At 69.3% G+C, this 24,818-nt stretch carries 24 protein-coding genes, 1 tRNA gene and 4 pseudogenes; 15 read left to right on the forward strand and 14 right to left on the reverse strand.

Annotation, left to right across the window (positions count from 1 at the left end; translation table 11 throughout):
- Window position 1: 1 nt before the first annotated feature.
- From ACQPWZ_RS17685 to ACQPWZ_RS17695, 3 genes are all read right to left on the reverse strand, one after another.
- Window positions 2–1,000, reverse strand: a complete 999-nt coding sequence (locus ACQPWZ_RS17685) for a bifunctional MaoC family dehydratase N-terminal/OB-fold nucleic acid binding domain-containing protein (protein WP_433571821.1) — start codon at window positions 998–1,000, stop codon at window positions 2–4.
- Window positions 997–2,175 (reverse strand): acyl-CoA dehydrogenase family protein, encoded by a 1,179-nt coding sequence (locus ACQPWZ_RS17690; RefSeq protein WP_433571822.1) that lies wholly within the window; start codon window positions 2,173–2,175, stop codon window positions 997–999. Before ACQPWZ_RS17690 ends, ACQPWZ_RS17685 begins: the two co-directional genes overlap by 4 nt.
- A 227-nt stretch (window positions 2,176–2,402) precedes the next feature.
- On the reverse strand, window positions 2,403–2,708 hold the full coding sequence (locus ACQPWZ_RS17695) for a hypothetical protein (RefSeq protein WP_340474054.1): 306 nt from the start codon (window positions 2,706–2,708) through the stop codon (window positions 2,403–2,405).
- A gap of 312 nt (window positions 2,709–3,020) precedes the next feature.
- Between ACQPWZ_RS17695 and ACQPWZ_RS17700 the strand changes: the two genes are divergently transcribed.
- The 4 genes from ACQPWZ_RS17700 to ACQPWZ_RS17715 all read left to right on the forward strand — a co-directional run bounded on the left by ACQPWZ_RS17700 (window position 3,021) and on the right by ACQPWZ_RS17715 (window position 5,569).
- Window positions 3,021–3,887, forward strand: a complete 867-nt coding sequence (locus ACQPWZ_RS17700; RefSeq protein WP_433571823.1) for a bifunctional DNA primase/polymerase — start codon at window positions 3,021–3,023, stop codon at window positions 3,885–3,887.
- A 344-nt stretch (window positions 3,888–4,231) separates the two neighbouring features.
- A complete protein-coding gene (locus ACQPWZ_RS17705) occupies window positions 4,232–4,591 on the forward strand; it encodes a DUF805 domain-containing protein (RefSeq protein ID WP_433571824.1) in 360 nt (119 codons plus the stop codon).
- 163 nt (window positions 4,592–4,754) lie between these two features.
- A complete protein-coding gene (locus tag ACQPWZ_RS17710) occupies window positions 4,755–5,069 on the forward strand; it encodes a hypothetical protein (RefSeq protein ID WP_433571825.1) in 315 nt (104 codons plus the stop codon).
- Window positions 5,070–5,173: 104 nt separating this feature from the next.
- Window positions 5,174–5,569 carry an Imm7 family immunity protein gene (locus ACQPWZ_RS17715; protein ID WP_433571826.1) on the forward strand — a complete coding sequence of 132 codons (396 nt, stop codon included), beginning with the start codon at window positions 5,174–5,176 and terminating at the stop codon, window positions 5,567–5,569.
- A 169-nt stretch (window positions 5,570–5,738) separates the two neighbouring features.
- Here the strand turns inward: ACQPWZ_RS17715 and ACQPWZ_RS17720 are convergent.
- Window positions 5,739–6,304, reverse strand: a pseudogene (locus tag ACQPWZ_RS17720) (transposase family protein); the annotation flags it as partial.
- A gap of 93 nt (window positions 6,305–6,397) precedes the next feature.
- On the opposite strand from ACQPWZ_RS17720, the gene ACQPWZ_RS17725 reads away from it, so the two are divergent.
- Window positions 6,398–6,715 carry a hypothetical protein gene (locus ACQPWZ_RS17725; protein ID WP_433571827.1) on the forward strand — a complete coding sequence of 106 codons (318 nt, stop codon included), beginning with the start codon at window positions 6,398–6,400 and terminating at the stop codon, window positions 6,713–6,715.
- Window positions 6,716–6,790: 75 nt separating this feature from the next.
- Here the strand turns inward: ACQPWZ_RS17725 and ACQPWZ_RS17730 are convergent.
- The 5 genes and pseudogenes from ACQPWZ_RS17730 to ACQPWZ_RS17750 form a co-directional block, all read right to left on the reverse strand.
- Window positions 6,791–7,436: pseudogene (locus ACQPWZ_RS17730) on the reverse strand (transposase).
- 296 nt (window positions 7,437–7,732) lie between these two features.
- Window positions 7,733–8,065, reverse strand: coding sequence for a hypothetical protein (locus ACQPWZ_RS17735; protein ID WP_433571828.1), 333 nt, complete (start codon window positions 8,063–8,065; stop codon window positions 7,733–7,735).
- A gap of 26 nt (window positions 8,066–8,091) precedes the next feature.
- Window positions 8,092–9,042 carry a hypothetical protein gene (locus tag ACQPWZ_RS17740; protein WP_433571829.1) on the reverse strand — a complete coding sequence of 317 codons (951 nt, stop codon included), beginning with the start codon at window positions 9,040–9,042 and terminating at the stop codon, window positions 8,092–8,094.
- A 528-nt stretch (window positions 9,043–9,570) separates the two neighbouring features.
- On the reverse strand, window positions 9,571–9,855 hold the full coding sequence (locus tag ACQPWZ_RS17745; RefSeq protein ID WP_433571830.1) for a hypothetical protein: 285 nt from the start codon (window positions 9,853–9,855) through the stop codon (window positions 9,571–9,573).
- Window positions 9,852–10,585: pseudogene (locus ACQPWZ_RS17750) on the reverse strand (GntR family transcriptional regulator). Before ACQPWZ_RS17750 ends, ACQPWZ_RS17745 begins: the two are co-directional and overlap by 4 nt.
- Before the next feature lie 135 nt (window positions 10,586–10,720).
- Between ACQPWZ_RS17750 and ACQPWZ_RS17755 the strand changes: the two are divergent.
- A pseudogene (locus ACQPWZ_RS17755) lies at window positions 10,721–11,029 on the forward strand (UTRA domain-containing protein); the annotation flags it as partial.
- Between the two features lie 150 nt (window positions 11,030–11,179).
- Here ACQPWZ_RS17755 and ACQPWZ_RS17760 read toward each other — a convergent pair.
- Both ACQPWZ_RS17760 and ACQPWZ_RS17765 read right to left on the reverse strand, forming a co-directional pair.
- Window positions 11,180–11,266 (reverse strand) — tRNA-Ser (locus ACQPWZ_RS17760).
- 176 nt (window positions 11,267–11,442) lie between these two features.
- The gene (locus ACQPWZ_RS17765; RefSeq protein WP_433571831.1) at window positions 11,443–13,011 is read right to left on the reverse strand and encodes a S1C family serine protease; all 1,569 of its coding nucleotides are present in this window, start codon (window positions 13,009–13,011) and stop codon (window positions 11,443–11,445) included.
- Window positions 13,012–13,339: 328 nt separating this feature from the next.
- On the opposite strand from ACQPWZ_RS17765, the gene ACQPWZ_RS17770 reads away from it, so the two are divergent.
- The 3 genes from ACQPWZ_RS17770 to ACQPWZ_RS17780 all read left to right on the forward strand — a co-directional run bounded on the left by ACQPWZ_RS17770 (window position 13,340) and on the right by ACQPWZ_RS17780 (window position 16,070).
- Window positions 13,340–14,149 (forward strand): glycerophosphodiester phosphodiesterase, encoded by an 810-nt coding sequence (locus ACQPWZ_RS17770; RefSeq protein WP_383238549.1) that lies wholly within the window; start codon window positions 13,340–13,342, stop codon window positions 14,147–14,149.
- Between the two features lie 53 nt (window positions 14,150–14,202).
- Window positions 14,203–14,802 carry an ATP-binding protein gene (locus ACQPWZ_RS17775; protein ID WP_433571832.1) on the forward strand — a complete coding sequence of 200 codons (600 nt, stop codon included), beginning with the start codon at window positions 14,203–14,205 and terminating at the stop codon, window positions 14,800–14,802.
- 275 nt (window positions 14,803–15,077) lie between these two features.
- Window positions 15,078–16,070 (forward strand): DUF5926 family protein, encoded by a 993-nt coding sequence (locus ACQPWZ_RS17780; RefSeq protein ID WP_356704206.1) that lies wholly within the window; start codon window positions 15,078–15,080, stop codon window positions 16,068–16,070.
- Window positions 16,071–16,276: 206 nt separating this feature from the next.
- Here the strand turns inward: ACQPWZ_RS17780 and ACQPWZ_RS17785 are convergent, their stop codons facing one another.
- Both ACQPWZ_RS17785 and ACQPWZ_RS17790 read right to left on the reverse strand, forming a co-directional pair.
- Window positions 16,277–16,849, reverse strand: coding sequence for a hypothetical protein (locus ACQPWZ_RS17785; RefSeq protein WP_433571833.1), 573 nt, complete (start codon window positions 16,847–16,849; stop codon window positions 16,277–16,279).
- A 153-nt stretch (window positions 16,850–17,002) separates the two neighbouring features.
- Window positions 17,003–17,686 carry a bifunctional DNA primase/polymerase gene (locus ACQPWZ_RS17790; RefSeq protein WP_340474065.1) on the reverse strand — a complete coding sequence of 228 codons (684 nt, stop codon included), beginning with the start codon at window positions 17,684–17,686 and terminating at the stop codon, window positions 17,003–17,005.
- Window positions 17,687–18,172: 486 nt separating this feature from the next.
- On the opposite strand from ACQPWZ_RS17790, the gene ACQPWZ_RS17795 reads away from it, so the two are divergent.
- Together ACQPWZ_RS17795 and ACQPWZ_RS17800 are read left to right on the forward strand one after the other, a co-directional pair.
- Window positions 18,173–19,714 carry a PP2C family protein-serine/threonine phosphatase gene (locus tag ACQPWZ_RS17795; protein ID WP_383238541.1) on the forward strand — a complete coding sequence of 514 codons (1,542 nt, stop codon included), beginning with the start codon at window positions 18,173–18,175 and terminating at the stop codon, window positions 19,712–19,714.
- Window positions 19,715–19,803: 89 nt separating this feature from the next.
- Entirely contained in the window at window positions 19,804–21,291 is a 1,488-nt protein-coding gene (locus ACQPWZ_RS17800) for an aminopeptidase P family protein (protein ID WP_433571834.1), read from the forward strand.
- A gap of 105 nt (window positions 21,292–21,396) precedes the next feature.
- On the opposite strand, the gene ACQPWZ_RS17805 is transcribed toward ACQPWZ_RS17800, so the two are convergent.
- Complete coding sequence (locus ACQPWZ_RS17805) at window positions 21,397–21,855, reverse strand: ATP-binding protein (RefSeq protein WP_340474068.1); 459 nt, start codon at window positions 21,853–21,855, stop codon at window positions 21,397–21,399.
- 192 nt (window positions 21,856–22,047) lie between these two features.
- On the opposite strand from ACQPWZ_RS17805, the gene ACQPWZ_RS17810 reads away from it, so the two are divergent.
- The 4 genes from ACQPWZ_RS17810 to ACQPWZ_RS17825 all read left to right on the forward strand — a co-directional run bounded on the left by ACQPWZ_RS17810 (window position 22,048) and on the right by ACQPWZ_RS17825 (window position 24,794).
- The gene (locus ACQPWZ_RS17810; protein WP_433571835.1) at window positions 22,048–22,833 is read left to right on the forward strand and encodes a hypothetical protein; all 786 of its coding nucleotides are present in this window, start codon (window positions 22,048–22,050) and stop codon (window positions 22,831–22,833) included.
- A gap of 95 nt (window positions 22,834–22,928) precedes the next feature.
- Window positions 22,929–23,663 (forward strand): YcnI family copper-binding membrane protein, encoded by a 735-nt coding sequence (locus ACQPWZ_RS17815; RefSeq protein WP_433571836.1) that lies wholly within the window; start codon window positions 22,929–22,931, stop codon window positions 23,661–23,663.
- Between the two features lie 31 nt (window positions 23,664–23,694).
- On the forward strand, window positions 23,695–24,351 hold the full coding sequence (locus tag ACQPWZ_RS17820) for an SCO family protein (protein ID WP_356704213.1): 657 nt from the start codon (window positions 23,695–23,697) through the stop codon (window positions 24,349–24,351).
- Window positions 24,348–24,794 carry a copper chaperone PCu(A)C gene (locus tag ACQPWZ_RS17825; RefSeq protein ID WP_356704214.1) on the forward strand — a complete coding sequence of 149 codons (447 nt, stop codon included), beginning with the start codon at window positions 24,348–24,350 and terminating at the stop codon, window positions 24,792–24,794. The genes ACQPWZ_RS17820 and ACQPWZ_RS17825 overlap by 4 nt, the downstream gene beginning before the upstream one ends.
- The last annotated feature ends 24 nt before the right edge of the window (window positions 24,795–24,818 follow it).

Here is a 24,818-nt window from a genome sequence, read left to right on the forward strand (position 1 = left end):
GTCAGCCCTCATCCCCGGCCGTGCCCGAGCCGCCGGCCGGACTGCTGTCGGCACCGGCAGCCCCATCGGCTCCCGCTCCCGTGCCGCGGAAGACCGGCAGCTCCAACTCCTCGTCCACCCGCAGGAACTCCAGCTCCACGGGCATCCCGATGCGCACCTTGTCGTACGGCACCCCGGTCACATTGCTGACCATCCGCACGCCTTCCGCGAGCTCGATCAGCCCCACCGCGTACGGCCCTGTCTCTTCACCGTGCTGATCGGGCGCGGCGAAGCCGGGGAAGACCGGGTGGTGCATCACCACGTACGAGTAGACGGTCCCGGCGCCGCTCGCCTCGACCGTGTCCCACCGGTCCGAGCCGCAGGCATGGCATCCCGGAAGCCATGGGAACCGCAGGGTGTCGCAGCCCGTGCAGCGCTGGATCAGCAGCCGGTGCTCCGCGACCCCTTCCCAGAATCCGGCGTTGTCCCTGTTGATCACCGGCCTCGGCCGCCTGCCTTTCGGCTTTCGCGCGGCCGGCGCGTATTTGAGGATGCGGAAGCGGTGCGTACCGGCGAGCTCGCCGTTCGCCCGGACGTCCATCCGTGTCGTGATGAAGTGGCCGGTCCCGAGCTTGGTCGTCTTGCGCTGCGACACCGAGTCGATCGCACCGTCGAACGTGATCCGGTCACCCGGCCGCAGGGGGCGCAGATACTCCTGCTCGCAGTCAGTCGCCACGATCGAGGTGTACCCGGCGTCGTCGAGCAGGCCGAACAGCTCGTCGTGCACCGTCGAATGCGCCGTGTGCCCCGAGAGCCCGCCCATCGTCCATGCCTGGAGCATCGTCGGCGGCGCCACCGCGTCCGGCCCCCGGTACGCCGGGTTGGTGTCCCCCATCGCCTCGCACCAGTGCCTGATCATCGGCTCGTTGACCAGGTCCTTCCCGGCTCCCCCCGTCGTGGTCGCCCTGCCCTCGTACGCCTTCAGCCGCTCGTACAGCTCCGGTACGTCCGTGTTGGTCACCGCCGCCCCCTCGTCATGCCGAGCCGCATCGTCGCGACGATCTCCCGCTGCACCTCGCTCACCCCTCCCCCGAAGGTGTTGATCTGCGCTGCCCTGTTCATCCGCTCCAGCTCCCCGTCCCCCGGAGCGCCTGTGCCGAGAGCCCCGGGCGATCCGGCCCGGACCAGTCCGGCCTCTCCCGCGATTTCCTGGCACATTCGATACACCTCGACCGCCGATTCGGTTCCCGCGAACTTCACCCCGCTCGCGTCGCCGGGGGCCGGACCGCCTGCCTCCACATCGCCCACCAAACGCCAGTTGAGCAGGCGCGTTGCCGCCAGCCGGGCGTGTGCTTCGGCCGCCCGGAACTGGACCCAGGGCTCGTCAATACGGCGCTTGCCGCTCACCGGATCGGGTGTACGGGCCCGCTCCAGGGCGGCCGCGAAGAAGTCCTCGGCCTGCATCCCGATCGCGGCGAGCGCCACCCGCTCGTGATTGAGCTGGTTGGTGATCAGCCCCCAGCCGCCGTTCTCCTCGCCGACCAGGTTCGCCGCGGGCACCCGGACGCCGTCGTAGTACGTGGACGTCGTGGTCTGACCGCCCACGGTCTCGATCGGTGTCCAGGAGAACCCGGGTGCGCCGGTCGGCACGAGGATGATCGAGATGCCCTTGTGCTTGGCCGCGGCGGGGTCCGTGCGGCAGGCGAGCCAGATCCAGTCGGCGTTCTGGCCGTTGCTCGTGAAGACCTTCTGGCCGTCGATCAGCCAGGAGTCGCCGTCGCGGACGGCACGGGTGCGCAGGGCCGCGAGGTCGGTCCCCGCTTCCGGCTCGCTGTATCCGATCGCGAAGACGATCTCGCCGCTGAGGACGCCCGGCAGGAAGGTCGACTTCTGCTGCTCGGTGCCGAACTTCATCAGCGTCGGGCCGACGGTGTTGAGGGTCACCATCGAGACCGGCGCACCGGCGCGATGGGCCTCGTCGAAGAAGACGAACTGCTCGTCGGCGCCGCGGCCCTGGCCTCCGTGGGCGACGGGCCAGCCGAGGCCGAGCATGCCGTCCGCGCCGATCCGGCGCAGCAGGGCCCGCTGTGCCTCCACGTCTGCCGGGGGCGGCGGACCGTCCGGCATCAACGCCTGGAAGTACGAGCGCAGTTCGGCGCGCAGCTGTTGCTGCCGCTCCGTCGGGGCGAGGTGCACGGCAGCCGCCTCCCGGGCGTACGGATCGCGGGGGGGATCAGAGGTTTCTGACTGTCCGTCAGATGGCGCTGCCCTGTCAAGGTCGTACCGCGCCCGCGATCGCGCGAGATCCCCGACCGGCCGCCCCGAAACCGCGCCCCACGCAGAACCGCCTGCGCGACGGCACCGAAGTACTGTCGCGCAGGCAGTGGTTCACCCCAGGATCGGGCCCCCCGTCGGGCCGGTCGTCACCACAGGTTCGTGAAGCTCACGACGGTCTTCGACTGGTCGATGGCCGTGAACGCGGAGCCGTTCACGCTGGCGATGTTGCTGTGATTGGATGCGCCGGCGCCGCTCGCCACCTGCTGACTGGTGGTCGAATTCCCCCAGTTGCCGCCACCGACGCCGCTGCCGACGATCGATGCCACCGTCGCGTTCGATCCGTCGTCCGCGAACGCTCCGTTGTCGGCCGTGGCGACACCCGAGAACAGGGCGGCCGTGAGGGGCAGGGCTGCGACAGCGGCGAGGACGCGGGCGGTACGGATGCTTGCCATGTCATTTCCTCCAGGAACCGGAACTGCAGAAGTACGGCTGGTTCCGGAGCAGTTGGCCGACCGCTCCGGATCGTGGTCACGACGTCGCGAACTCAGAGTTGCCCACCGAATCCCCGGCGAACCACCCATCCCGGAGCGATTCCCCCGCAAGCGTGAGGACATGTCGATAAACCCCCTTCGTCGCCACAGAACCGCAGCTCAGCGGCAGAGAGGTGACAAAACCCAGTGGGCGCAAGGGATGAAGCGTTACGGCATATTTTCGGCCAATCTTTCCCCCTTCCCTTCTTCGAACGCTTGTACGAAAATAGAGCCATGGCCATCACCGACCGGCAGACCGCGACCCTGGCCCTCGCCCACGCCCTCTCCGCCGCGGAACGAGGGCTCCCCGTCATCCCCCTGTCCCCCACGAAGCTTCCGGCCCTGCGCTCCCCGCACCACAGCGAGGCCGAGCCGGTCCTGTGCCGCGGCGAGTGCGGCCTTGCCGGCCACGGTGTCCACGACGCCACCACCGACCCGGCGGGCGTGCGCGCACTCTTCGGGGCCGCGCCCTGGGCCACCGGTTACGGCATCGCATGCGGCCGCCCCCCGCACCATCTGATCGGCATCGACCTCGACACGAAGGCTCCGACCGACTCGGTCTCCGCGCTCCAACACCTGGCGCTGCGGCATCTGTTCACCATTCCGGAGACGGTCACCGTGCTCACCCCGAGCGGCGGCCGCCATCTGTGGCTGACCGGTCCGCCGGACGTCGTCGTACCGAACTCCGCGAGCCGGCTCGCCCCCGGGATAGACGTGCGCGGCGCGGGCGGCTATCTGGTCGGCCCCGGCTCGGTCTCCGCCCACGGCGCGTACCGGCTGGCCCCCGGCACCGCCGACCTCTCACCCGCGCCGTGCCCCCGCACCCTGCTCCGGCTCGTCGCACCCCCCGCGCGCTCCCGGCACGCCACACGATCCCGCCCACCGCACGGCCAGGGCCTCGTCCAGTTCGTCCTGGCGGCACACGAGGGCCAGCGCAACACCCGTCTGTTCTGGGCAGCATGCCGGGCGTACGAGAACGGCATCGGGGAGGACCTCGCCGACGCCCTCACCGAAGCGGCGGTCCACGCGGGCCTGAGCGAACGCGAAGCCCGCGCGACGATCGCCTCGGCGGACCGGCTCACCACGGGCCGCGGCCGCTGAACGGGGGAGAGGGAAAGGGGAGACGGGGGCGCGGGGGTGCCTCACGAGGGGGGCATCCCCGCCGCCGTCCCACCCCGTCCCGGTGTGGCCCACGCCACACGAATGCCCATGCGTGACCGTCGGCGGTCCGGGCACCAGCCTGTCGAGGCCCCGTCGCGTATCCCCCGTCGCGACGGGGCCTCCCCCCTTGCCACCTGGGCCTTTAGGCGCGGCCGAGCTGACGGCCGACCGGCCGCCCGTTGTGTTTTAGGTAACAGTTTGACCCGCACACTTCAAGCCCCATAGGTTCTGCCCCTGGCTTGATCCATGAGGACAGGCCCACCACAGTCCTTTGGGGGGACGTAATGCACTGGTACCTGGACGTGCTCAAGAAGTACGCGGTGTTCAACGGGCGGGCCCGCCGCCAGGAATACTGGATGTTCATGCTGTTCAGCGTGATCACCAGCGCGGTGCTGTGGGTCCTCGACATGGTGATCGGCACGAGCCCCGTCATCGTCGCCATCTACTTCCTCGCCGTGTTCCTTCCGTCGCTGGGTGTCACCATCCGCCGCCTCCACGACACGGACCGCTCCGGCTGGTGGATCCTCATCTACTTCGTCCCGCTGGTGGGCTTCATCGTCCTTCTGGTGTTCCTCGTCCTCGAGGGCCAGCGCCACGACAACAGCTACGGCCCGGACCCGAAGCTGGTTCCGGCCACCTACTGATCCCGCACCACCGGCCGCCGGGAACCGCTCTTTCCCGGCCGGCCCCCGAGCGCCGTGCCCGACGAGTCCGTCGGCCACGGCGCTCGGCCGTTTCCGCCCCCTTCGGGTCGTTCCGCCCACCCCGCCGGACTTCTGGGTGCCGTTCCACTGGCAGGATCGCCTCATGACCGAATTCGGCTGGCGACGGGGACCCGACGATCCATTTCCGGAACAGATCCGCCGGGCGTGGCCGGCAACCGTGTCCGCGCTCCCCATAGGCACCCCTGTCACAGGTCAGGTCGTCGGCCGCCAACCGTTCGGCATCTTCATCCGCATTAACGGTTCTCCTCACGCGGTCGGCATGGCCGACGCCGGATCCATGCCGGTCGGCGGAACCCTGCCGGCACTGGGAGCCCAGGTCAGCGGCACGGTGGTCCGGCACACCGACAGCAGCTTCCAGGTGCGGATCCGGCTGAGCGAGTGGCTCGACGAGGACTGAACCGGGGCGGTGACTCGCCGGCAGCGGGGGCCGCAGTCGAACCTGCGCGCAGGAGACGGGCATGCCGGATCAGCAGTGACATGCGCGGTCACTACGCTGCGTCCATGTTCGAATACCATGGCTGGATCACCGTTCGGGAGAGCGCCGGCGCCGACGATGACGACCGCGAGGCCGATCGTCTGCGGGAGATCGTCGAGGGCGTCCAGAGCCGCATCCGGGAGATCAACAGCCCGTATCTCCTGGATCTGCGGTGGATGAACGGCGAGCCCTTGCTTCACCTGGGGGGCTTCTCCAACCACCGTGACAAGGAGATTCTCGGATTCTTCGCAGAGGTGGGTCGGCGGGCACCGGGGTCCTACGGCCTGCTGCACGTTCGGGACGACGAGCACGCCGGTCGCGACAACGAGGTCCTCGTCCTCAGGCTGGTGCGCGGCGAGGTGACCGAACACGCGGAGCCGTTGTTGTCACCCTGCATTCCGGTGCTGGAGGACCCGCTGTGACCATCGCCGAACGAGCCGGCCGGAGCCACGGATCAAAGGGGGCCGTACCCCCTCCGCACCCGATCGGGCGGGGAGCCGCTGGGAGATCGATGGTCGGAGGGCAGCGCCCAGCACAACGGCCTCTGACCGTATGACCTGGCCAAGGGCCGTTCATCTGCGGTGGGTGTGGGGGTCTGCATTTGATGCCGGTGGTCAGCCATGGGCCGGCGCCCTGGTAGGCGAGGTCGGCCAGGATGGGAACGCCTTGGCGTTCGCAGATCCGGATGATCCGGTGGGTGCGGGCCGCGGTCAGATCGTGGGTGCGGCCCGGCAGGGCGGGCGAGAGCCACAGCAACTGGCCGCCGGGGTCGGTGACGACCTGCACGGTGACGCCGTGGCGCCGGTGTTTGTGGGAGTGGTCGGCCCGGCCGTCGCCGACCCGGTCGCACTCGGCGAGGGTGCCGTCGAGCAGGACGAACTCGGGTTCGTGCTCGCGCAGCGTCTTCAGCAGGCGGTGCCCGTTCGGCGAGCAGGTCGACGACCGCGCTGGTGCAAGCATGCGGTGGACTCGCTGATCCCGAACCCGGCGGCGAACTTCGCGAGAGTGGTGTGCTCGCGCAGGTACACCAGTGCCACCATCGCGCGTTGGGACGGACGGAGCTTGCAGCGCCGGCCGCCCTCACGGGTGATGATCAGCATGGTGACCCACTCCACGAGTGCATGCGGCAGGTCGAGTGCGGCAGGATGGATGACCAACGAGGCCTCCGAGCAACGTGATTGAGACGTCAGACATCTCGATCAGCAGCCCGGGGGCCTCGCTCGTTGCATTCCCGGCGCATCACCCAATCGGTGGCCAACTCGAAGAAGCTCATTGATGCCATCACCCAACTGCGCGAATCCTGGGCACGGGTGCGCACCATCGACGCCGACATCTGCTCGCTCAAGGCCGACCGCCGGCAGGTGAACAAGTACATCAAGGAGAAGTCCGAGCCGCTCAAGGCCAACCAGACTCTGCTCGGTGATCTCAGCACTGAGTTCAGCCGACTGCTCACCAGCTGGAACCTGCCTGGGTCGACACGGCCGTCATCGACCACGACACCTACCTGCCGGTGGTCAACGGACGGCCCTTCGAGACCCTGCAGGCTCCGTGGATCATCCCGGCCCTGATCAGGTCACTCGCATGGAAAATCAATCGGATGGCTAGAAGTCTTACCTCGATCCTCCTTAGAGCTCGTAACACGATCATGATCGTGCCTTCTTGAGGCGTCTGAAGATGAAAGCGTCGTGGACTTCGGTGCGGCGTTCCCAGCGGACGGCGAGGCGTTTGGAAGTGGTGGAGCAGGGCGAAGGTCTGCTCCACGACGTAGCGGTGTTTGCCCAGGCCCTTGATGTTCCGGTGGCCCTTGCGTGAGATGACAGGCATGATCCCGCGCTTGCGCAGTGCGCCTCGGTTGGGGTTGGAGTCGTAGCCCCCTTGTCGCCGAGCAGAGCTTCGGGTCGTCTGCGGGGTCGTCCGGGGCGGTCTGCAACGGGTGGGATGCCGTCGACCAGGGCGAAGGTCTGGGTGACGACGGACCGGTGTCGGATCCCCCTTTTTTGCGCGGACGTGAGAACCGTCCACGCACGCCCGTAACCAGTCGAGTTCGCCGGCCGCGTTCAGCTTTGCGAGCAGGATCCGGTGCAGCCGGTCGAAGGCTCCTGCCCGCTGCCACCGGTCGAGTCGGCGCCAGCAGGTCGGTCCTGAGCCGAACCCCAGCTCCAACGGCAGGAGTTGCCAGGCTATGTCGTTGCAGAGGACGAACAGGATGCCCTGCAGGCAGAGCCGGTCCGACACCGGACGAGGCCCCGGCGTCCGCTCCCGCCACGGTGGAAGCAACGGATCGATCAGCGCCTACAACTCGTCGTCCACAATCCACGGTCGAGTACTCACACCCTCACGAACGGCCGAATCGTCACACCGGTCACGGCCAATCAGGACGTTTCAGCAAGATCGTGTTACGAGCTCTTAGGGATGTCTCCCAACTCACGTTGGACGCGGCTCGCAGCGTCAAGTGCGGTGCATGGCAAGGCGAAGGAGCCTCCGCATACTCGATGTATGCGGAGGCTCCGAAAGTGGGGCGAGGCGCCATCGCTGTCGCCAAGCGCCCACCAGGGGCTACAGGGGGCAGCGCAAGGGCCGACGGATCAGGTGCCAGCGACTCGCATGCGTCCGTGCAGCGCTCGATGCACGGGTGGAGTAAGAACCCCACCTACTACGAAACCGACTATGACACCCTTACTCCCCGCCGCGACAATCCCAATAACGGCACACAGGGCCAGGCCGATGAGAATCAGGCCCAGGATCTTGATCTTGGGATCCTTCCGGTCCAGCCATTTAACCGTCGAGAAGGCGGTGAGATACACCGTGGAGCCGAAAGCGGCCGACGCCAGAACGGTGAGAATATCCATTCTGCAACCTTTCAAATTCGGAAAGCCGAGTTCTTTCTCTTCGGCCACCAGAGTCAGCCGCGTTCCCATTCCGGGTCGGTCGGGGCTGCCGGTTCTTACTTGCAGTATCCGTCGCCGGCCTTGCCACTGTAAAGGCCGCTTCCATTTACGGCCGCCGCAGGCGAAAGGAGTGCCAGTGAGGGGTTGACCTTGAACTTGATGCACTTGCCAACGGCAGCTGCACCGGCTGCGATGGTCGCGAGGCTTCGGCCGCCCACCTTCGCGGCGGGGTTCGGCAGCCACGACACCGTGGTGCCCCCGACAGCGAGGAGCTTGGTCTCCTTCTTGTTGAAGTACACCGTGCCGGTGATGATGCCCCAGGTGTAGTGAGGGTCAGCCACCACGGGGTAGGCGGTGTCGGGGCCGGCCTCGACCGTCTGAACGAGAGTGTTGCCGTCGAGGCTGTAGCTTGTGGGGACGGCGTCGCCGTTTGCATCCTTCGCCCAGGGGGCGTCGATGTGGCCACGAGGGACGAGGCCCGCACCGCCGGCCGAGGTCACGATGTCGTAGCCGCCGTTTCCATCGGCCACGAGGCTGGCGCCATCGGGAAGACCGAGGTCGAAGCGCTGCGTGCTGGAGGCGGCAGCGTTCTTGAGGGTGACCAACGCGCGGGCGCCACCGTCGACGGTGGCCTGGGCGGCGAGGTCGATATGTGCTGCCGCGTTGGGGTAAACGGTGGTGCCGGCAGCCGAAGTGACACCCGCGGCGTCGACCGCTGCGGGCAGGGCCATCGTGACAGCGGAGCCGTCGGAAGCCGCCACGCTCACCGGCTTCTCGGCGCTGGTCGGGGTGGAAACGGTTACGGAACCGCGCTCGGTTGCCATCACCGCGCCCTGAGTACCGGCACCGGCGATGTCGGTGGTGCCGGTGGCTTTCTGGACAGCGGCCACAGCTTGGTCGGCGGCCGTACCGTCGGTGGTGCCTCCGGCGGCAAACGCCGGGATGGCCGTACCGGCTATCAGCGCAGTGGTCAGCAGCGCTGCATGAACCGTATTCTTGGTCTTCACTTGGGTAATCCCCGTTCAACAGAGTTCCGCGTTCGCTGGAACAAAGAGAACACTAGTGATCTTCACAAGAAGGTCAATAAATTTGAGCAACTGCTGAGGTCTACACTTTGCGCTGGATGGCGTGCACACGGGCCGTGTCAGCTAACTGCTTCCCCGGGGCGCTCCATGATGATCGTTCCCCCGTCATGGAGCACGCGCGCAACTACGCACTAGAGAACCGGTTGCTGTAGCACTTCCACCAGGTCCGCAAGCGACCGCGACCGCCTCCCACTTCGAGGGCGCACGGGGCGCGGTCGGACGAGACTGGCTGGGACTACTAGCGGACGATGTGTGAACTGCGGACCCATCAGTGCAGGTGACAAAGGTACCGGTCCAAGGACGGACGCCCGCTCAAGCCGCTTCGGGACGAAGCAGTCCTCAGGCCGTTCAAGGTCGACGGAAGTCGGTCGACAAAGCCAGAAGCCCATGGCATCTGATCTGGTCAGAGCCGTGGGCCTCTCTTGCTGTGCTGCTCGGCGGGACCGTACATCAATAGGCGGACTCACTCGGATCGCTCGTTGCCCGGAGGCGACCGCGGCTCGTTGCGACCCGAAGGATGTCCCGCAGAGCCCCGGTCAGCTCTTTGACCAGGCACCGCATCTCGTCAAGAGACGTGTCCTGGTTGTCGAGGCCTTCTGAGGCCTCTTCCAACAGTTCGCTTGCCGTGCCGAGTTGGACCGCCTCGATGCCGTCCGGGTCGTCGGTGCTCAGGTAGCAGGGCTTGTCCCCCGGGCCCGACCACGGGAGGAGCCGAAGTTCGTTCGGTGTTCTCATCCTTGGGTTTGCCTCTCGTTGAGCACGTGGTGGGCGGTGAAGACGGCGTCGACTCGGTCTCCCGGAAAGGCCAGGAGCGCGGATTCAACGACGCGACCGGTAGCGTCGGTGGCGATGCGCGTGATCGCGAGAACGGCCATGTTGTTTCCGATCCGGAGGGCCGACGCTTCGTCTGGGGTGGGAGAGCGGGCGCAGACCGTCTCTCGGACGGTCGTCGGCGACGGGCCGAGGACGGCGAATCTCGTGACTGCCTCCCGGCACACGGAGTCGTCGTCGAGGACTCCGGCCGGGGCCAGGTCGCGCGGGATGTAGATGCGGGCCAAGCCGTGGGGCGCCCCTTGTTCAAGGCTGAGGCAGGTGTACTCCGCGAGTGGGCTGCCCGTTGGCACGTCGTCAGGTGCACGGAGGCCGGAACCGTGGTGTTGCGAACCGTGATGCGCAACGTTGGCTCAGCTGCGGTCCAGGGGTCCAGGGTGCCCCAGCCGCCGACGTACATGATCTTGCGGCGGGGGCGACAAAAGTAGTTCCCCTTGCCGTGGATCTTCTCTACGAGTCCTTCGCCCTGGAACACGGCGAGAGCGCGTCGCAGGGTCACCGTGCTGACCCTGTACCGGGTGGCAAGACCGGCTTCGGACGGGAGGCGTTCGCCAGGCTTGATGCTGCCCGTCGTGATCTGGTGGCGTAGGTCGTCAGCGATGTCGTGATGGCGTCGGGGCACAGAGCCGGTCACCGCCTTCTCAGCAGTCGCAGGGCGATGAGCCGGGTACGCGCGTGTATGGCCAGCAGCTCCCCCGACTCGAAGACCAGTTGCTTGGCCCCCTGAGGGAGCTGCAAGAGGTCTCTCACTCGGCAGGCCTGACCGCCGAGTTGGGAACCGTACGCCGTCACTAGCGGCACTCTCGTCGTTCTCCCTGAAGGAGGACCACACGCAGGGGCTGGGGTCGTGAACCGCATGGCCGCGATCGGAGTCGCCGTCAGCCACGCGGTGGAACAGCCCGAGCCGCGGCACGCGACCGCTAAGGAAGCATCGCTACTCGGCATCCAGAAAGCCGCACTCGTGACGCACAGCCGGCGGACGTACTACTGCGACCAGGGCCGTCCCGTGGAGACAGCGGACATTGTGGTGCCCGCAGCGCCCTGCGAGATCGTCTACGAGATCCCGATCAGCCGCTGACGACCTGACCCCGGCAGCTCCAAAGCCCCCCGCCCGCGTGCCCCTTCCGTGCCCGACAGAGCGGGAAACCAGGGGGAACAACGGTGCCCGGCGGGAACGGGCATGGCAAAGGCCCCCGACCATACGTACTGGCCAGGGGCCTCTCGCATGCGGTGGGTGTGGGATTTGAACCCACGGTGACATCGCTGCCACGACGGTTTTCAAGACCGTTCCCTTAGGCCGCTCGGGCAACCCACCCACGCCCCGCTTCACCTGCCGCGGAACGGCCTACAGAGTACCGGGCCGACGCAGCGCGTCGCAGCACGCTTTCGATCACCGCCCCGGTGGCCACCGCTCGGCGAGAGCAGCCTTGTGACCACCGCACGCCCACTGCCCTCTGACCGGCGGGGACGGGCGACGCCCGTCCCCGTGGCTCAGCTGTCGCCCTGGCGTTCACCGAGTACCACGTCGACCGTCTGTTCCTTGCCGCCGCGCTCGTACGTCAGCTTCACCTTGTCGCCCGGCTTGTGATTCCAGATCTCGCTGATCAGTGTCGGGCCGCTGTCGATCGGCTTGCCGTTGAACTTGGTGATCACGTCGCCCGACTTCAGACCGGCCTTCGCCGCCGGGCCCTCCGCGGTCACCGCCGCGGTACCGCCCGCGCCCTCCGTCGCGATTTTGGCTCCCGACGCCTTGCCCGACATGTCGACCGTCGCGCCGATGACCGGGTAGACCGGCTTGCCCGTCTTGATCAGCTGTTCCGCGACGTTCTTCGCCTGGTTGATCGGGATGGCGAAGCCGAGTCCGATCGAGCCCGCCTGGGACTGGCCGAGGCCGCTGCCCGCCGACTGGATCGCCGAGTTGATACCGATCACCGCGCCGCGTGCGTCGAGCAGCGGGCCGCCGGAGTTGCCCGGGTTGATCGATGCGTCCGTCTGGAGGGCGCTCATGTACGAGTTCTTGCCGCTGGAGCCGTCGCCGGAGGCCACCGGGCGGTTCTTGGCGCTGATGATGCCGGTGGTGACCGTGTTCGACAGGCCGAAGGGCGCGCCGATCGCGATCGTCGAGTCGCCCACGGCGACCTTCTGGGAATCGCCCAGGGCCAGCGGGTTCAGACCCGACGGCGCGTTCTTGAGCTTGATCACGGCCACGTCGTAGCCCTCGGCCCGGCCGACGACCTCCGCGTCGTACTTCTTGCCGTTGGAGAAGATGACGGAGAGCGTGCCCCCGTCCGCCGCCGTCGCGACCACGTGGTTGTTGGTGAGGATGTGGCCTTCCTTGTCGTAGACGAAGCCGGTGCCCGTGCCGGCCTCGCTCTCGCCCGTGCCGTCGGCACCGCTGCCGCCGGCCTTCGCCTCGATCGTGACCACGCTCGGCAGCGCCTTCGCCGCGACGGCCGCGACCGTGCCCGGCTCGCGCTGGATCTCCCTCGGGGTGTCCGCGGCGGAGACCGTCGTGGAGTTGATGCCGTCGTCGTTGCGCTCGGCCGCCCAGTAGCCGATGCCACCGCCGACGCCGCCCGCGACGAGGGCGGCGACGAGGACCGCCGCGGCCAGTCCGCCGGATCGTTTCCGCTTCGGCCCTTCGCCCGCATGCACCGGAGCGCCCCAGACCGGGCCGTCGCCGCCGGGGCCGTGGGGCCCGCCGGGGCCGTGAGAGCCATGGGGGCCGTGGGCGCCGCCGCCGTAGGAGGGCAGGCTGGGCGGGGGCGGCGGCCAGCCGGTGCCGGGCTGCTGCGATCCGGCCGGCGCCGCGGCTCCCACGGGATGCGGCAGCGGCGCGGTGGCGTGCTCGGGCTGGGGGGAGTGCCCGGGACGCTCACCCGCAGCCGCTGCCGGCTCGGTGGGACGAGTCCCGTCGTGGCGGGGCGGCTCGGGATACGCGGCGTGCGTGCGCTCGGCTCCGGAGGGTCCCGAAAACTCGGGAGGGCCTGCGGGCACGGGGGGTACCGACGGGGCGGCCGGCCGCGCAGTGCCCTCGTTGCCCTCGTTCTCGGTGCTCACAGCTCTCTCCTCAGGTTCCACGTCGTGCGTCGTCGTGCTTCGTCCGGGTGCCTGGCGGCGGTTCGTACTCCGGCCCTGGTCGGGCGGCGGTGGCGGGCGGCGTTCGGCGCTGTCTCGGCGGGGACCGGTCAGCAACTGTCCGACGCAAGCTTTTCCCACAGCCCGTCAGGCCACTGTAAGCAGGACCTGTGTGTATTCCCGCAATCCTTTACTTCCGACAATCAGGACGCATCCCCAGAGCGCCGGACGGATCCGTCGCCGGGCCGCCCACCGGCCCGGGATCGGCCCCCTGCGCACGCCTTCCCCGTCTCGGTGACACCATGACGCGGTGACCCAAGCACGGCAGCACAACATCCAGGTCGTTGCCCACCGAGGCGCGTCGGAAGACGCCCCGGAACACACCCTCGCCGCGTACATGAAGGCGATCGACGACGGTGCGGACGCCCTCGAATGCGATGTACGCCTCAGCGCCGACGGGCATCTGGTGTGTGTCCACGACCGCCGGGTCAACCGGACGTCGAACGGCCGCGGCGCCGTTTCCGCCCTGGAACTCGCCGACCTCGGCGCGCTGGACTTCGGGACCTGGAAGGGCCGCGAGGACTCCGCCGAGAGCCCGGACTGGGGTGACCCCTCCCTCACCTCGGTGCTCACCCTGGAACGGCTGCTGGAGCTGGTCGCCGACTCGGGACGCCGTGTCGAGCTGGCCATCGAGACCAAGCACCCCACCCGCTGGGCAGGGCAGGTGGAGGACCGGCTGCTCCAGCTCCTCGGCCGCTTCGGCCTCGCCGACCCGCCGACACCCGCGGACTCTCCCGTACGCATCATGAGCTTCTCGGCCCGCTCGCTGCACCGGGTCTCGGCGGCCGCGCCGCGCATCCCGACCGTGTATCTGCTGCAGTTCGTCAGCCCGCGGCTGCGCGACGGACGACTGCCCTCCGGCGCCCGGATCGCGGGACCGGGGATACGGATCGTCCGCAACCAGCCCGGCTACATCGCCCGGCTCCACCGGGCCGGCCAGCGCGTCCATGTGTGGACGGTCAACGAACCCGAGGACGTCGAGCTCTGCGTCCGGCTGGGTGTCGAGGCGATCATCACCAACCGGCCGCGGCAGGTGCTGTCCCAGCTGGGCCGTCTGTAACACCCCTTACAGGGAGTGCACCGGCGCGTTCGGTTCGTATTCGATCGTTACGAGTGCGTCACTGGCCCGCCCTTGGCCGGTTTCCGGTCCAGTCCATTGGGGCATTCACACCGTGGCGTGGGGCAAAGGAGGTCTCGGGGGTGGCGTTTGTGGTGGCACAGGAGGTGCCCACGTCGTCGAGCATGGCCGTTCCCCATGGTCCTGCGGGCGTGGGGGCAGCACGACACCGTATGCAGGAACAGCTGCGCCGCAGCGGGGTGTCGGAATCGGTCGTCGACGATGCAGTTCTGATTCTGTCCGAGCTTCTCAGCAATGCCTGCCGGCACGGCAGACCGCTGGGGCGTACCGAGATCGGCGACGGGGACATCCGCGCCGAGTGGCGCGTCGACCGGGCGGGCCGGCTGACGGTCGAGGTGACGGACGGCGGCGGTCCCACGCGGCCGGTCCCGTCCACACCGTCGGTGACCGCACGCGGCGGCCGCGGACTCAACATCATCACCGCGCTCGCCCAGGAGTGGGGTGTCCGCGACAGCGCGGGCGGCGAGGTCACCGTGTGGGTGATCGTGACGGAAGGGCACCGCCGCGAGGATTTTGCTACGCGCGTCGCAGGCCCGGGCTTCGACTTCGCCGAGGCGTACGACGACCTCGACTGACCCCCGGCGGAGCGGGCACGACGGCGCCGGGCCGAAGGGGTACGACCACCCCTCGCCGAGACGGGCAGGGACCGGGTGGCACGAACGGAACGCTCCCGGCCGGCCTCGTGGCGACGACAGCACGACCGATGTCCCCGGCGACCCGGACACGACCGACGCTCCCGACGAAGTGAGCACGGCCGAGGCGAGTGTGCGGCGCTGTGCCACCGTGAGGGCGGCGGACGGCTAGGCTCGCGCCCACACACAGCACCGCCGCAATCGGGAGAAGCCGCACCATGGCCAAGAAGCGCCCCCAGACCAAGGCGTCGAAGCCTCCGCACACGGACCGGGGCCGCGCCGCAGGCGCCAATGAACCCGTACCGGTGGTCGGGGCGCGTGAGCCCTGCCCCTGCGGTTCGGGCCGCCGCTACAAGGCGTGTCACGGCCGCGCGGCCTCGCACGCCGTGACCGAGCTGGTCCAGCGTCCGTTCGAGGGCCTCGCCGGAGAATGCGACTGGGTCGCCCTGCGCGAACTGGTGCCCGCCGCGACGGTCGAGCTGACGCTGAAGGACGGACTGCCCGACGGGGTCCCGTCCGTGACGCTCGCGACCGTCCTGCCGATGGCCTGGCCGGCGCTGCGCCGCGACGACGGCTCGGTCCTGCTCGGCCTGCAGAACGACACGTCCTCGGGCGACCTGAGCCGCGACCTCGCCGACACCCTGAACCGCGCGCTCACCTCGCAGCCGGGCAATCCGGTCGCCGGTGAGCGGGTTTCCGGTGACGGTCCGCGACTTCAGGACCTCCTCGACCCGGACGCCGCGTTCGCGCCGGTCGTCCATTCCGGTTTCGAGTTCTGGATCCCGGACTCGGCGGAGAACGCCACGCCCGAGGTGTCCGCGTCCCTGGAGCGCGCGAACGCCGCGGCGATCCCCACCGTGCGCCTGACGGAAGTCGACTCCGCCTACTGGTGCGAGACGCCGGACAAGAACCATCTGCGCTGGGTCATGCCGCACCCGGAGGAGAAGCTGCTGGACGCGCTGGCCCGGCTGCACGCCTCCGGTGCCACCTCGCTCGGCGAGGGGACCCGTCTGGTCGGCTCGTTCCGGGCCCATGGCCTGATGGTCCCCGTCTGGGACCTGCCGACCGGGATGGGCGCCGAGGAGTGCGAGAAGCCGGCGGCCGAGTTCGCCGAGCGGCTGTCCGAGGCGCTGGCCTCCGACGCTCCGCTTTCCCCCGAGGAGCGCCGCGCCCGCGGCGGTCTCACCAACCGCCAGGTGACCCTCAGCTGACATCTTTCCGGCCGTGAGAAGAGACTGGTGACTCCGGTCACAACTCTCGCCGGGGGCAGCCGAATCGATGTCCGAATACCCGAGATCGAATTTGCGAACCGCCGATCTCTTGTTACCGTTCTAGAAGCCCGGTCGCTGGTGCATCCCCCGTCGCCAGCGACCGGGCGCTTCCATTTCCGCGGAGCGGTCCGTTCCGCGTGGACGCGTCAACTTCCCCCGCTGTCATGGGAGTTGCTCCCGGACCTCAGCAGCAGTGGCGCATCGTCCGAATCCTCGACAGGCGCGAACTCCGCAACTGCCGAATAATCCCCGGATCCGCCCCGAGAAGGCTCCCGCGGTGTCTCACAAACACCCGGTTCGTCACCCGCTTCGACCGCACAGTTGGTCTGCAAAGTGCGCCCGCCGGGTCCCATCAGAGTGAGTACGGAACGCAATTCCTCACCTGTTGCATTCCGGTAGTACGTACGCGCCCAGGCATCACCGTCCTGCGTCAGCACACAGGTCTGCGCCTCGACCCCGCCGGGCGATGTCACCTCCGGTCCGCAGCGTGCCGCGGAGGCGGGCAACACCGCCGAGCCGGCCGCGGCGGGCGGTTCGGTGGGGTCTGTTTCGGCCGTCTGCGGATCCGGTCGCGTACTTGACTTCGCGTCGACGACGGGTCCCCGCGCGGCAGGCGCGTCCGGCCACAGCAGTCCGTCGGCCGGCCCGGCGACGGCGGCCAGCGGCAACAGCGCGGCGACCACCACGACCGAGGCGATCCCGATCATGCGGAGATTCATGGCGCCCACCTGCCGACCGAGCGGAATTCCTGACGGTGGGCCGACGATATCCGCGGAATACGGGCGCGCAGTGCGCCGCGCGCCCGATTCCCCGACAACTCGGGCCGGCTCCAACCCTTACGAGTGACGGAGCCGGCCCGAAGAAGCGCCTGTTCAGTAGGACAGCCGACTGCCGCCGTCCGGCGCGCTGGTGCTCGCCTCGACCAGCGCGTCCACCACCGCCTCCACATCCGGCAGCCATGGCGCGGCGGAACCGGGCAGCGGAGCCCGCTCCCAGCGCACCTGGCCGGTTCCCGCCTCCGCCGGAGGCAGCACCAGATATCCGCCCTCGCCGTGGAAGCGCAGCGAACTCGGCACGCAGTCCTTGACGAAGAGCAGTTCCCCGAGCTGTTCGAGGGTGTAGGGGGCCACGAGGAGCGACCACCGGGTGGGCGTCGCGACCACGGGGCCCAGCCGCATGTCCATGCGGTCGAGCGCCGAGAGCGCACGCGCCCCGGCCACCGCGGGCAGGCTCACCGCGCACGGCGCCCGTCCTCCGGTGGCCAGCACGATCGGAGCGGTCGGCCGGTTGGCCCACCACCAGCGCACCATCTGCTCGTCGTCCGTCGCCGCGAGAATGCCGGGGTCGAAGGGGTGCGCGCCGGGTACGACGCACTCGGGGTCCGGGCAGGCGCAACCGCGCCCGCGGTCACCGCGGCTTCCGGCCGCCTTCAGTCCCACACCGGGGAGGACGGGCCATTGCCACGCGGCGGCGTAGGTGAGCGCCGCTTGAAGCTGTACTGGCCCCCTCTTACGCCGGAACAGGAGCCTGCGTCGCCTTCCGAGGATCTCGCGCATGAGCGCTCGTTCCTTTCCGTTGAACGCCGAGGTCCACATCACAACATGTGTGCAGCTCTTCACTGTGCGTACAAGTCGGCGCATCACCGCCCCTTGCCAAAGGCATGGGCGACTCCCCGCTTCGTCTGCGGCAGGATCGCCGCTCGGGGGCCGAACGTGGGCTGTATCCATTAAACGCATGGCGAGGGGTGGCGCGCGCGTGGCGCTTGCCGTCCCGTCAAAACTTTTCCCCGCCACCCGGGGATGCGGCGCGGCCCACGGCTGTTAGGACGCCCGGGCCCGTCGCCAGGTTCCGGGGCGGTGCCAACTGCCCCTGGCCGTCACCGTTTACGTACCCATCACGTTTGGTATGACGCGTCCCTCTGGGGCCTGGGCCCTGGAGGGATCCACTGCCGAACGCCCTCAGTCGACCTCAATTCGCCGCCACGGGGTGCATTTTTCGGCCAAGTTCATGGTCACCTAGACACCACCAATCCCACTGGTCCAATGCTGGACATCCCCTTCCTTGTGCGTGTACATGTGGATGCATTGATAGCGGCGCAGAATGACATGGGGGTTTGCGATGCTATTGAGCGAAACGCACCAGTCGGAAAGCCGGCTGCCATGAGCGCCCCTCACCTGCCGAAAGTGGCTGGAATCGACTCGGCAGTCCCCAACCCCACGCACACTGCCCACTCGCTGCCCTCCCTGCCCACCCCTCCCGGCGCGGTGCTCCAGGACCGGCTGGCCGGATGGGTCTCCGATCTCACGACCCTGCACGAGCTCACCGAACGCCTGGCCCGGACCGGCACGCTGGACACAGCACTCCACGAACTGCTGCGCGCCGGCGCCGCCCTCGTCGGAGCGCGCCGGGGCATGGTCGTCCTCGAACCGGTGGCGGACCCCCAGCGCGCCGACTGCTTCGACGCGGACCACGGCCCCGCGTTCACCAAGGGCCTCGGGCTCAGCCACGCCGAACTCGGGCACATCGAGACCGTCCCGCGCCTCGCGACCGCGTACGGCCGCATCCTGGACGGCCGCCGCCCCGGTGGACTGCCGGGACCGGCGACCTCCCCGGAGGCCGTCGCCCAGCCCGATCTACTCGCCGACGAATCGCTCGACCCCCTGCACCGCGACGTCGTGGTCCGCCTCGGCTACGCCGCCAGTTACACCCAGCCCCTCGCCTCCGAGGCCGCGGGCACCCTGGGCGCGGCCGTCTGGATGTACGACGAACCCGCCACCCCTGTGGAGCGTCAGCGTCATCTCGTCGGCCTCTACATGCGCTACGCCACCGAACACCTGGCACGCCTGCTGGAACTGGAGCACGCGCGGGAGACCGTGGCCACCGTCGCCGAGGAACTGCTGCCGAGCAGGCTGCCCCGGGTGCCCGGGGTCCAACTCGCCGCACGCCACCGCACGGGTCCGCAGGGCGGGGGCGACTGGTACGACGCGCTGCCGCTGCCGGAGGGCGCCCTGGGCCTCGCCGTCGGATCGGTCAGCGGATCCGGCCCGAGCGCGCTCGCCGCGATGGGCCGGCTGCGCGCCTCCTTGCGGGCGTACGCGGTGATGGAGGGCGAGGACCCGGTCGCCGTCCTGTCCGATCTCGAACTGCTGCTGCGGCTGACCGAACCCGCCCGAACCGCCACGGCGCTGTTCGCCTACGCCGAACCTGCGGTCGGCAAGATCGTGCTCGCCGGGGCGGGGCACACACCGCCGTTGCTCATCAGCGAGCACCGCACCGAGTTCGTCGAGACCTCCCTGTCCGCACCGCTGGGCATGCTCGCGTGCTGGGAGGCACCGAGCGTCGAGATCTCGCCCGAGCCGGGAGAAACGGTGCTCCTCTACACCGACGGACTGCTGCGGCGGACCGGTGACCCGATGGACCGGGCGTTCGCACGGCTCCACGCGGCCGCCGCGAGCGTGCCCCGGACGGCCCGCCAGGACCCGGCCGCCATCGCCGACCATGTGCTGCGGACAGTGCTCCCGGACGGTCTCGACCGGGACGGGACGGGAGAGGACGTCGTCCTGCTGGCCGCCCGCTTCGACTGATTCCTCACACGTTGTCCACAGGGCGACAGGGCGTCTTCCCCTCGCACATACGATGGACAGCGGTCCAGTGTCGTATCGAGGAGGCAGACGTGGCCGAGGAGCTCATCCCGGCGGATTCCGACGAGGCCGCTGCGGCAGCGGGCGCGGAAGAAGAAGAGCAGCCGATCAAGCAGCGCAAGAACGGCCTGTACCCGGGCGTGTCCGACGAGCTCGCGGAGAACATGACGAGCGGCTGGGCGGACACCGAGTTGCGCGATCTCGAGCCCATCGCACAGGCGGCGCACACCGCCGACCGCCGTGCGGCGCTCTCGGCGCGCTTTCCCGGTGAGCGTCTGGTGATCCCCTCCGGGAATCTGAAGACCCGCTCCAATGACACCGAGTACGCGTTCCGCGCGTCCACGGAGTACGCCTACCTCACCGGTGACCAGAGTGAGGACGGCGTCCTCGTCCTGGAGCCGCAGGGCGGCGGCCACCGTGCCACGGTCTATCTGCTGCCCCGGTCCGACCGGGAGAACGGCGAGTTCTGGCTGTCCGGCCAGGGTGAGCTGTGGGTCGGCCGCAGGCACTCGCTCGCCGAGGCCGAACAGCTGCTGGGCATCCCCGCCAAGGACGTGCGCGAACTGCCCGAGAAGCTGCGCGAGGCGACCGGTCCGGTCCGCGTCGTCCGCGGGCACGACGCGGCCATCGAGGCCGCGCTGACCGACAAGGTCACCGCCGAGCGCGACGAGGAGCTGCGGGTCAACCTCTCCGAGGCGCGCGCCGTCAAGGACGCGTTCGAGATCGGCGAGCTCCAGAAGGCGTGCGACTCCACCGCTCGCGGTTTCGAGGACGTCGTCAAGGTCCTCGACAAGGCCGAGGCCACCAGCGAGCGCTACGTCGAGGGCACGTTCTTCCTGCGCGCCCGCGTCGAGGGCAACGACGTCGGCTACGGCTCGATCTGCGCCGCCGGACCTCACGCGACCACCCTGCACTGGGTGCGCAACGACGGCCCGGTCCGCTCCGGCGACCTGCTGCTGCTGGACGCCGGCGTGGAGACCCACACCCTCTACACCGCGGACGTCACCCGCACGCTGCCGATCAACGGCCGTTACAGCGCGTTGCAGCGCACCATCTACGACGCGGTGTACGACGCCCAGGAGGCCGGTATCGCGGCCGTCAGGCCGGGCGCCAAGTACCGCGACTTCCACGACGCCGCGCAGCGCGTGCTCACCGAGCGGCTCGTCGAGTGGGGTCTGGTCGAGGGCCCCGTGGAGCGGGTGCTTGAGCTGGGTCTTCAGCGCCGCTGGACGCTCCACGGCACCGGCCACATGCTCGGCATGGACGTCCACGACTGCGCCGCCGCGCGCACCGAGGCGTACGTCGACGGGACGCTGGAGCCGGGCATGTGCCTGACGGTGGAGCCCGGGCTCTACTTCCAGGCGGACGACCTGACCGTGCCGGAGGAGTACCGCGGCATCGGCGTCCGGATCGAGGACGACATCCTGGTCACCGAGGACGGCAACAGGAATCTGTCGGCGGCGCTCCCGCGCCGGGCCGACGAGGTCGAGGCCTGGATGGCGGCGCTCAAGCAGGGCTGAGTCAGTACGCCGAGTCGGGCCGGGCACCTCGGGCCGGGCCGACTCGGGATCGGGAGGGCGTGGCTGCCCCGGGTCTTGGCGGACGGATCCTCGGACGAGGACGTCTCACGAGACCTTGAGCAGCGCGTCCTCCCGCCATTTGAGGACCTTGTCGAAGCTGACCACCGCTCCCCGGCCCGGCCGGTTGCCGAAGTGGACGTGGTCGGCGAGCTGCTCGATGAGACAGAGCCCCCGGCCGCTCTCGGCGGAGGCCGGAGCCTGCGGCAGGGCGTGGGCGCAGCCCGCGGCGTAGACAGGGAATCCAGGGCCGGAGTCGGACACTTCGATACGGCACGTCTCGCCGTCCAGATAGGCCGTGACGCAGTAGTCCGCCGAGGATTCACCGTGGAACTTGTCGCCGCCGTGCTCGACGGCGTTCGCACAGGCCTCACTGAGCGCGACCGAGAGGTCGAACGAGATGTCGGGGTCGACGCCCGCGGTCTCCATCGTGCCGAGCAGCAGGCGCCGGGCGAGCGGAATGCTCGCGGCTTCGCGCCGCAAGTGGAGTGACCACCAGATGCTCATGCTCCAGCCTCCTGGCTGCGGCTCGACATACCGATACGTATTGCCCCAAGACACGCTCGGTAAGCACATAGTTGACGTGATTGCGCTCATTCGGCCGACGCGCGCCACCAGGGCGGCGGTGTATACCGCCAAAGCGGATCTTCCGGACCTGCCGTACGGGGCCTGTTGACGCAGTGCGATGATGACCCGGCCATGTCGTCCCCACCCGTTGCACGTGCCGGAGCCGGTCTGCGGCTGCTGAGGGCCGCGGTGTTCACCGCGGTCTGTGTCGTGCTGTCCGGGACGGGGCATGCGATCGCCGCCTGTGAAGGCGTGGCGGCGTGGTCGCTCGCGGTGGGCTTCCTGGCCATGTTCGCGCTGGTCCTGCCCCTTGCGGGCCGGGTGCGCTCACTGCCGTCGATCGCCGTGGCCCTGAGCGTCGGACAGCTCGCCCTGCACGCCCTGTTCGGTCTGGGGCAGCATCAGCTGCGACTCGCGCCGGCTGCGGACGACGCTCTGATCCGTACGGCGGCGAAGCTGGTCTGCGGGGCGGGCGCCTCGTCCCTGAGTCCCGCGGACGCGCACCGGATCGTCACCGCGGCGGGTGTCACCCCGCCGGGGCACGGCACGCACGCCTCTGTGACGCACTCCACAGTGCCGCAGGCGGAGCTGTGGCCTTCGCTTCCGATGCTGCTGGGGCACCTGCTGGCGGCTCTCATGACCGGATGGCTGCTGCGCCGCGGAGACCTGGCGCTGGCCCGGCTGATCCGGCTGTCGGCCGACTCCGCCCAGGACGTGGCCGAGGCCGCCTGGCTGCGGCCGCTGCGCGCCGCGCTCGCTCTCGTACGGGCGCTGCGCGGCGGGCTCGTACGAACCCCTCTGCCCGGTGCGTGCGCCGTCGCGGCGTCGGCCGGTCCTCCCCCGACGGCAGCGGGAGAGGCACTCCAGCACACGGTGATCAGGCGCGGGCCGCCCGCCCGCTTCGAACTCGCAGCCTGACGCGGCCCACTCGACGGGAGTGGTGCCGTGGTGCCCGCGCATCCTCCCGCGCCCGGCACACATCACCTCTCCTCACCAGTGGAGTGTCCAAAGCCATGAACCTTTCCCGTATCGCCGTCGTGTCCGGTGTCGCCGCCTCCTCCGTGCTGCTGCTGTCCGGTACCGCCTTCGCGCACGTCAGCGTCCAGCCGCAGGGTGAGGCCGCCAAGGGCGGCTACGCCACGGTCAACTTCAAGGTCCCCAACGAGCGCGACGACGCCTCGACCGTGAAGGTCGAGGTCAACCTCCCGGCCGACCACCCGATGGCGTCCGTGATGCCGCAGCCCGTTCCCGGCTGGAAGGCCGTGGTCACCAAGACCAAGCTGGCCAAGCCGCTCGACGTGCACGGGAAGCAGATCACCGAGGCCCCGTCCAAGATCACCTGGACCGCGGCCGGCGGCAAGATCGCTCCGGGTGAGTTCCAGCAGTTCCCGGTCTCCCTCGGCCGGCTGCCCGAGGACACCGACCAGCTGGTGTTCAAGGCCCTCCAGACGTACGACAACAAGGAGGTCGTGCGCTGGATCGAGGAGGCGAAGGAGGGCGCGGCCGAGCCCGAGTCCCCCGCGCCGGTCCTGAAGCTGTCGGCCGCCGCCGAGGACGGCCACGGCGCCGCGGGTGCCGCCGCGTCGAAGGCCGGCGCCAAGGGCACCGCGGCCGACGACTCCAAGACCGAGACGGCCTCCGCCGACGACACGGACACCTTCGCCCGCGTCCTCGGGATCGTCGGCATCCTGATCGGCGCGGCAGGTGTCGCCTTCGGAGTCCTGGCCGGCCGCCGCCGCACCGCCTGACACCCCACATCACTCCCGGGAACTTTTCCTCATGCGCAAGAAGACCGCTCTGGCGGCCGCACTCGTTGCGGCCGCCGGGCTCACCCTGTCCGCCTGCTCCGACGGCGGAGAATCCGCCAAGAGCCCTGTCGCCGATGTCTCCGCCCAGCAGGGCGCCAAGGCGGCGACCGTGCTCGACCAGCCGTTCGCCAAGCCGAACCTGGTCCTCACGGACACCACCGGCAAGAAGTACGACCTGCGCGAGCGCACCAAGGGCAAGCCGACGCTGATCTATTTCGGCTACACGCACTGCCCCGACGTCTGCCCGCTGACGATGAGCAACATCGCCGTCGCCAAGAAGAAGCTGCCCAAGGCCGACCAGGACAAGCTCCAGGTCGTCTTCGTCACGACCGATCCGGAGCGGGACACCCCGGCCGAGCTGGCCAAGTGGCTGCCCAGCGCGGGTGACCCGTCCTTCACCGGACTGACCGGCGAGTTCGCGGCCATCCAGGCCGGCGCCCGCCAGATCGGCATCGGCATCGACCCGCCGAAGAAGGAGAAGGACGGCACGGTCGTGTCGATGCACGGCGCCCAGGTCGTCGCCTTCTCACCGAAGACGGACGCGGGCTATGTGCTCTACGGCGAGGACACGACGCCGGACGACTACGCCAAGGACCTGCCCAAGCTGATCCGCGGGGAGAAGCCGTGAGCCGCGGCAGGACACTCGCCTGCGTCATAGCCCTGTCCGCGGGGCTGGCGCTGGCGGGCTGCTCCTCGGACGGCACACCGGAGTTGAAAGTCAGCGGCGGGTTCATGCCGCAGCCGGTGACCGACATGGCCGCCGGTTTCCTCACCGTGCACAACGACGGAGGCCAGGGCGACAAGCTCACCTCCGTCACCAGCGCCCTCTCCGACGACGTCACGATCCACGAGACGAAGGACCAGCGGATGCGGAAGGTGGAGGCCTTCGACATCCCGGCCGACGGTGAGCTCGACCTCGAACGCGGTGGCAACCACATCATGTTCATGGCGCTCAAGAAGCAGCCCAAGCAGGGCGAGAAGGTCGCCGTGGAACTGCACTTCGAGAAGTCCGACCCGATCACGGTTGAACTCCCCGTCAAGGCTCCCACGTACAACCCGACGGAACACTGAGCACCGAGGGGACTGAACCACGCC

Source organism: Streptomyces sp. CA-251247 (assembly GCF_050952975.1).
Lineage (GTDB): Bacteria > Actinomycetota > Actinomycetes > Streptomycetales > Streptomycetaceae > Streptomyces > Streptomyces achmelvichensis.

What these genes read in the sequence shown, in the direction of transcription:
- ACQPWZ_RS17695 (WP_340474054.1), bottom strand. Translation starts at nt 2,708, where the DNA reads ATGGCAAGCATCCGTACCGCCCGCGTCCTCGCCGCTGTCGCAGCCCTG.
- ACQPWZ_RS17700 (WP_433571823.1), top strand. Translation starts at nt 3,021, where the DNA reads ATGGCCATCACCGACCGGCAGACCGCGACCCTGGCCCTCGCCCACGCC.
- ACQPWZ_RS17705 (WP_433571824.1), top strand. Translation starts at nt 4,232, where the DNA reads ATGCACTGGTACCTGGACGTGCTCAAGAAGTACGCGGTGTTCAACGGG.
- ACQPWZ_RS17710 (WP_433571825.1), top strand. Translation starts at nt 4,755, where the DNA reads ATGACCGAATTCGGCTGGCGACGGGGACCCGACGATCCATTTCCGGAA.
- ACQPWZ_RS17715 (WP_433571826.1), top strand. Translation starts at nt 5,174, where the DNA reads ATGTTCGAATACCATGGCTGGATCACCGTTCGGGAGAGCGCCGGCGCC.
- ACQPWZ_RS17735 (WP_433571828.1), bottom strand. Translation starts at nt 8,065, where the DNA reads ATGGGAACGCGGCTGACTCTGGTGGCCGAAGAGAAAGAACTCGGCTTT.
- ACQPWZ_RS17745 (WP_433571830.1), bottom strand. Translation starts at nt 9,855, where the DNA reads ATGAGAACACCGAACGAACTTCGGCTCCTCCCGTGGTCGGGCCCGGGG.
- ACQPWZ_RS17780 (WP_356704206.1), top strand. Translation starts at nt 15,078, where the DNA reads ATGGCCAAGAAGCGCCCCCAGACCAAGGCGTCGAAGCCTCCGCACACG.
- ACQPWZ_RS17785 (WP_433571833.1), bottom strand. Translation starts at nt 16,849, where the DNA reads ATGAATCTCCGCATGATCGGGATCGCCTCGGTCGTGGTGGTCGCCGCG.
- ACQPWZ_RS17790 (WP_340474065.1), bottom strand. Translation starts at nt 17,686, where the DNA reads ATGCGCGAGATCCTCGGAAGGCGACGCAGGCTCCTGTTCCGGCGTAAG.
- ACQPWZ_RS17795 (WP_383238541.1), top strand. Translation starts at nt 18,173, where the DNA reads ATGCTGGACATCCCCTTCCTTGTGCGTGTACATGTGGATGCATTGATA.
- ACQPWZ_RS17805 (WP_340474068.1), bottom strand. Translation starts at nt 21,855, where the DNA reads ATGAGCATCTGGTGGTCACTCCACTTGCGGCGCGAAGCCGCGAGCATT.
- ACQPWZ_RS17810 (WP_433571835.1), top strand. Translation starts at nt 22,048, where the DNA reads ATGTCGTCCCCACCCGTTGCACGTGCCGGAGCCGGTCTGCGGCTGCTG.
- ACQPWZ_RS17815 (WP_433571836.1), top strand. Translation starts at nt 22,929, where the DNA reads ATGAACCTTTCCCGTATCGCCGTCGTGTCCGGTGTCGCCGCCTCCTCC.
- ACQPWZ_RS17820 (WP_356704213.1), top strand. Translation starts at nt 23,695, where the DNA reads ATGCGCAAGAAGACCGCTCTGGCGGCCGCACTCGTTGCGGCCGCCGGG.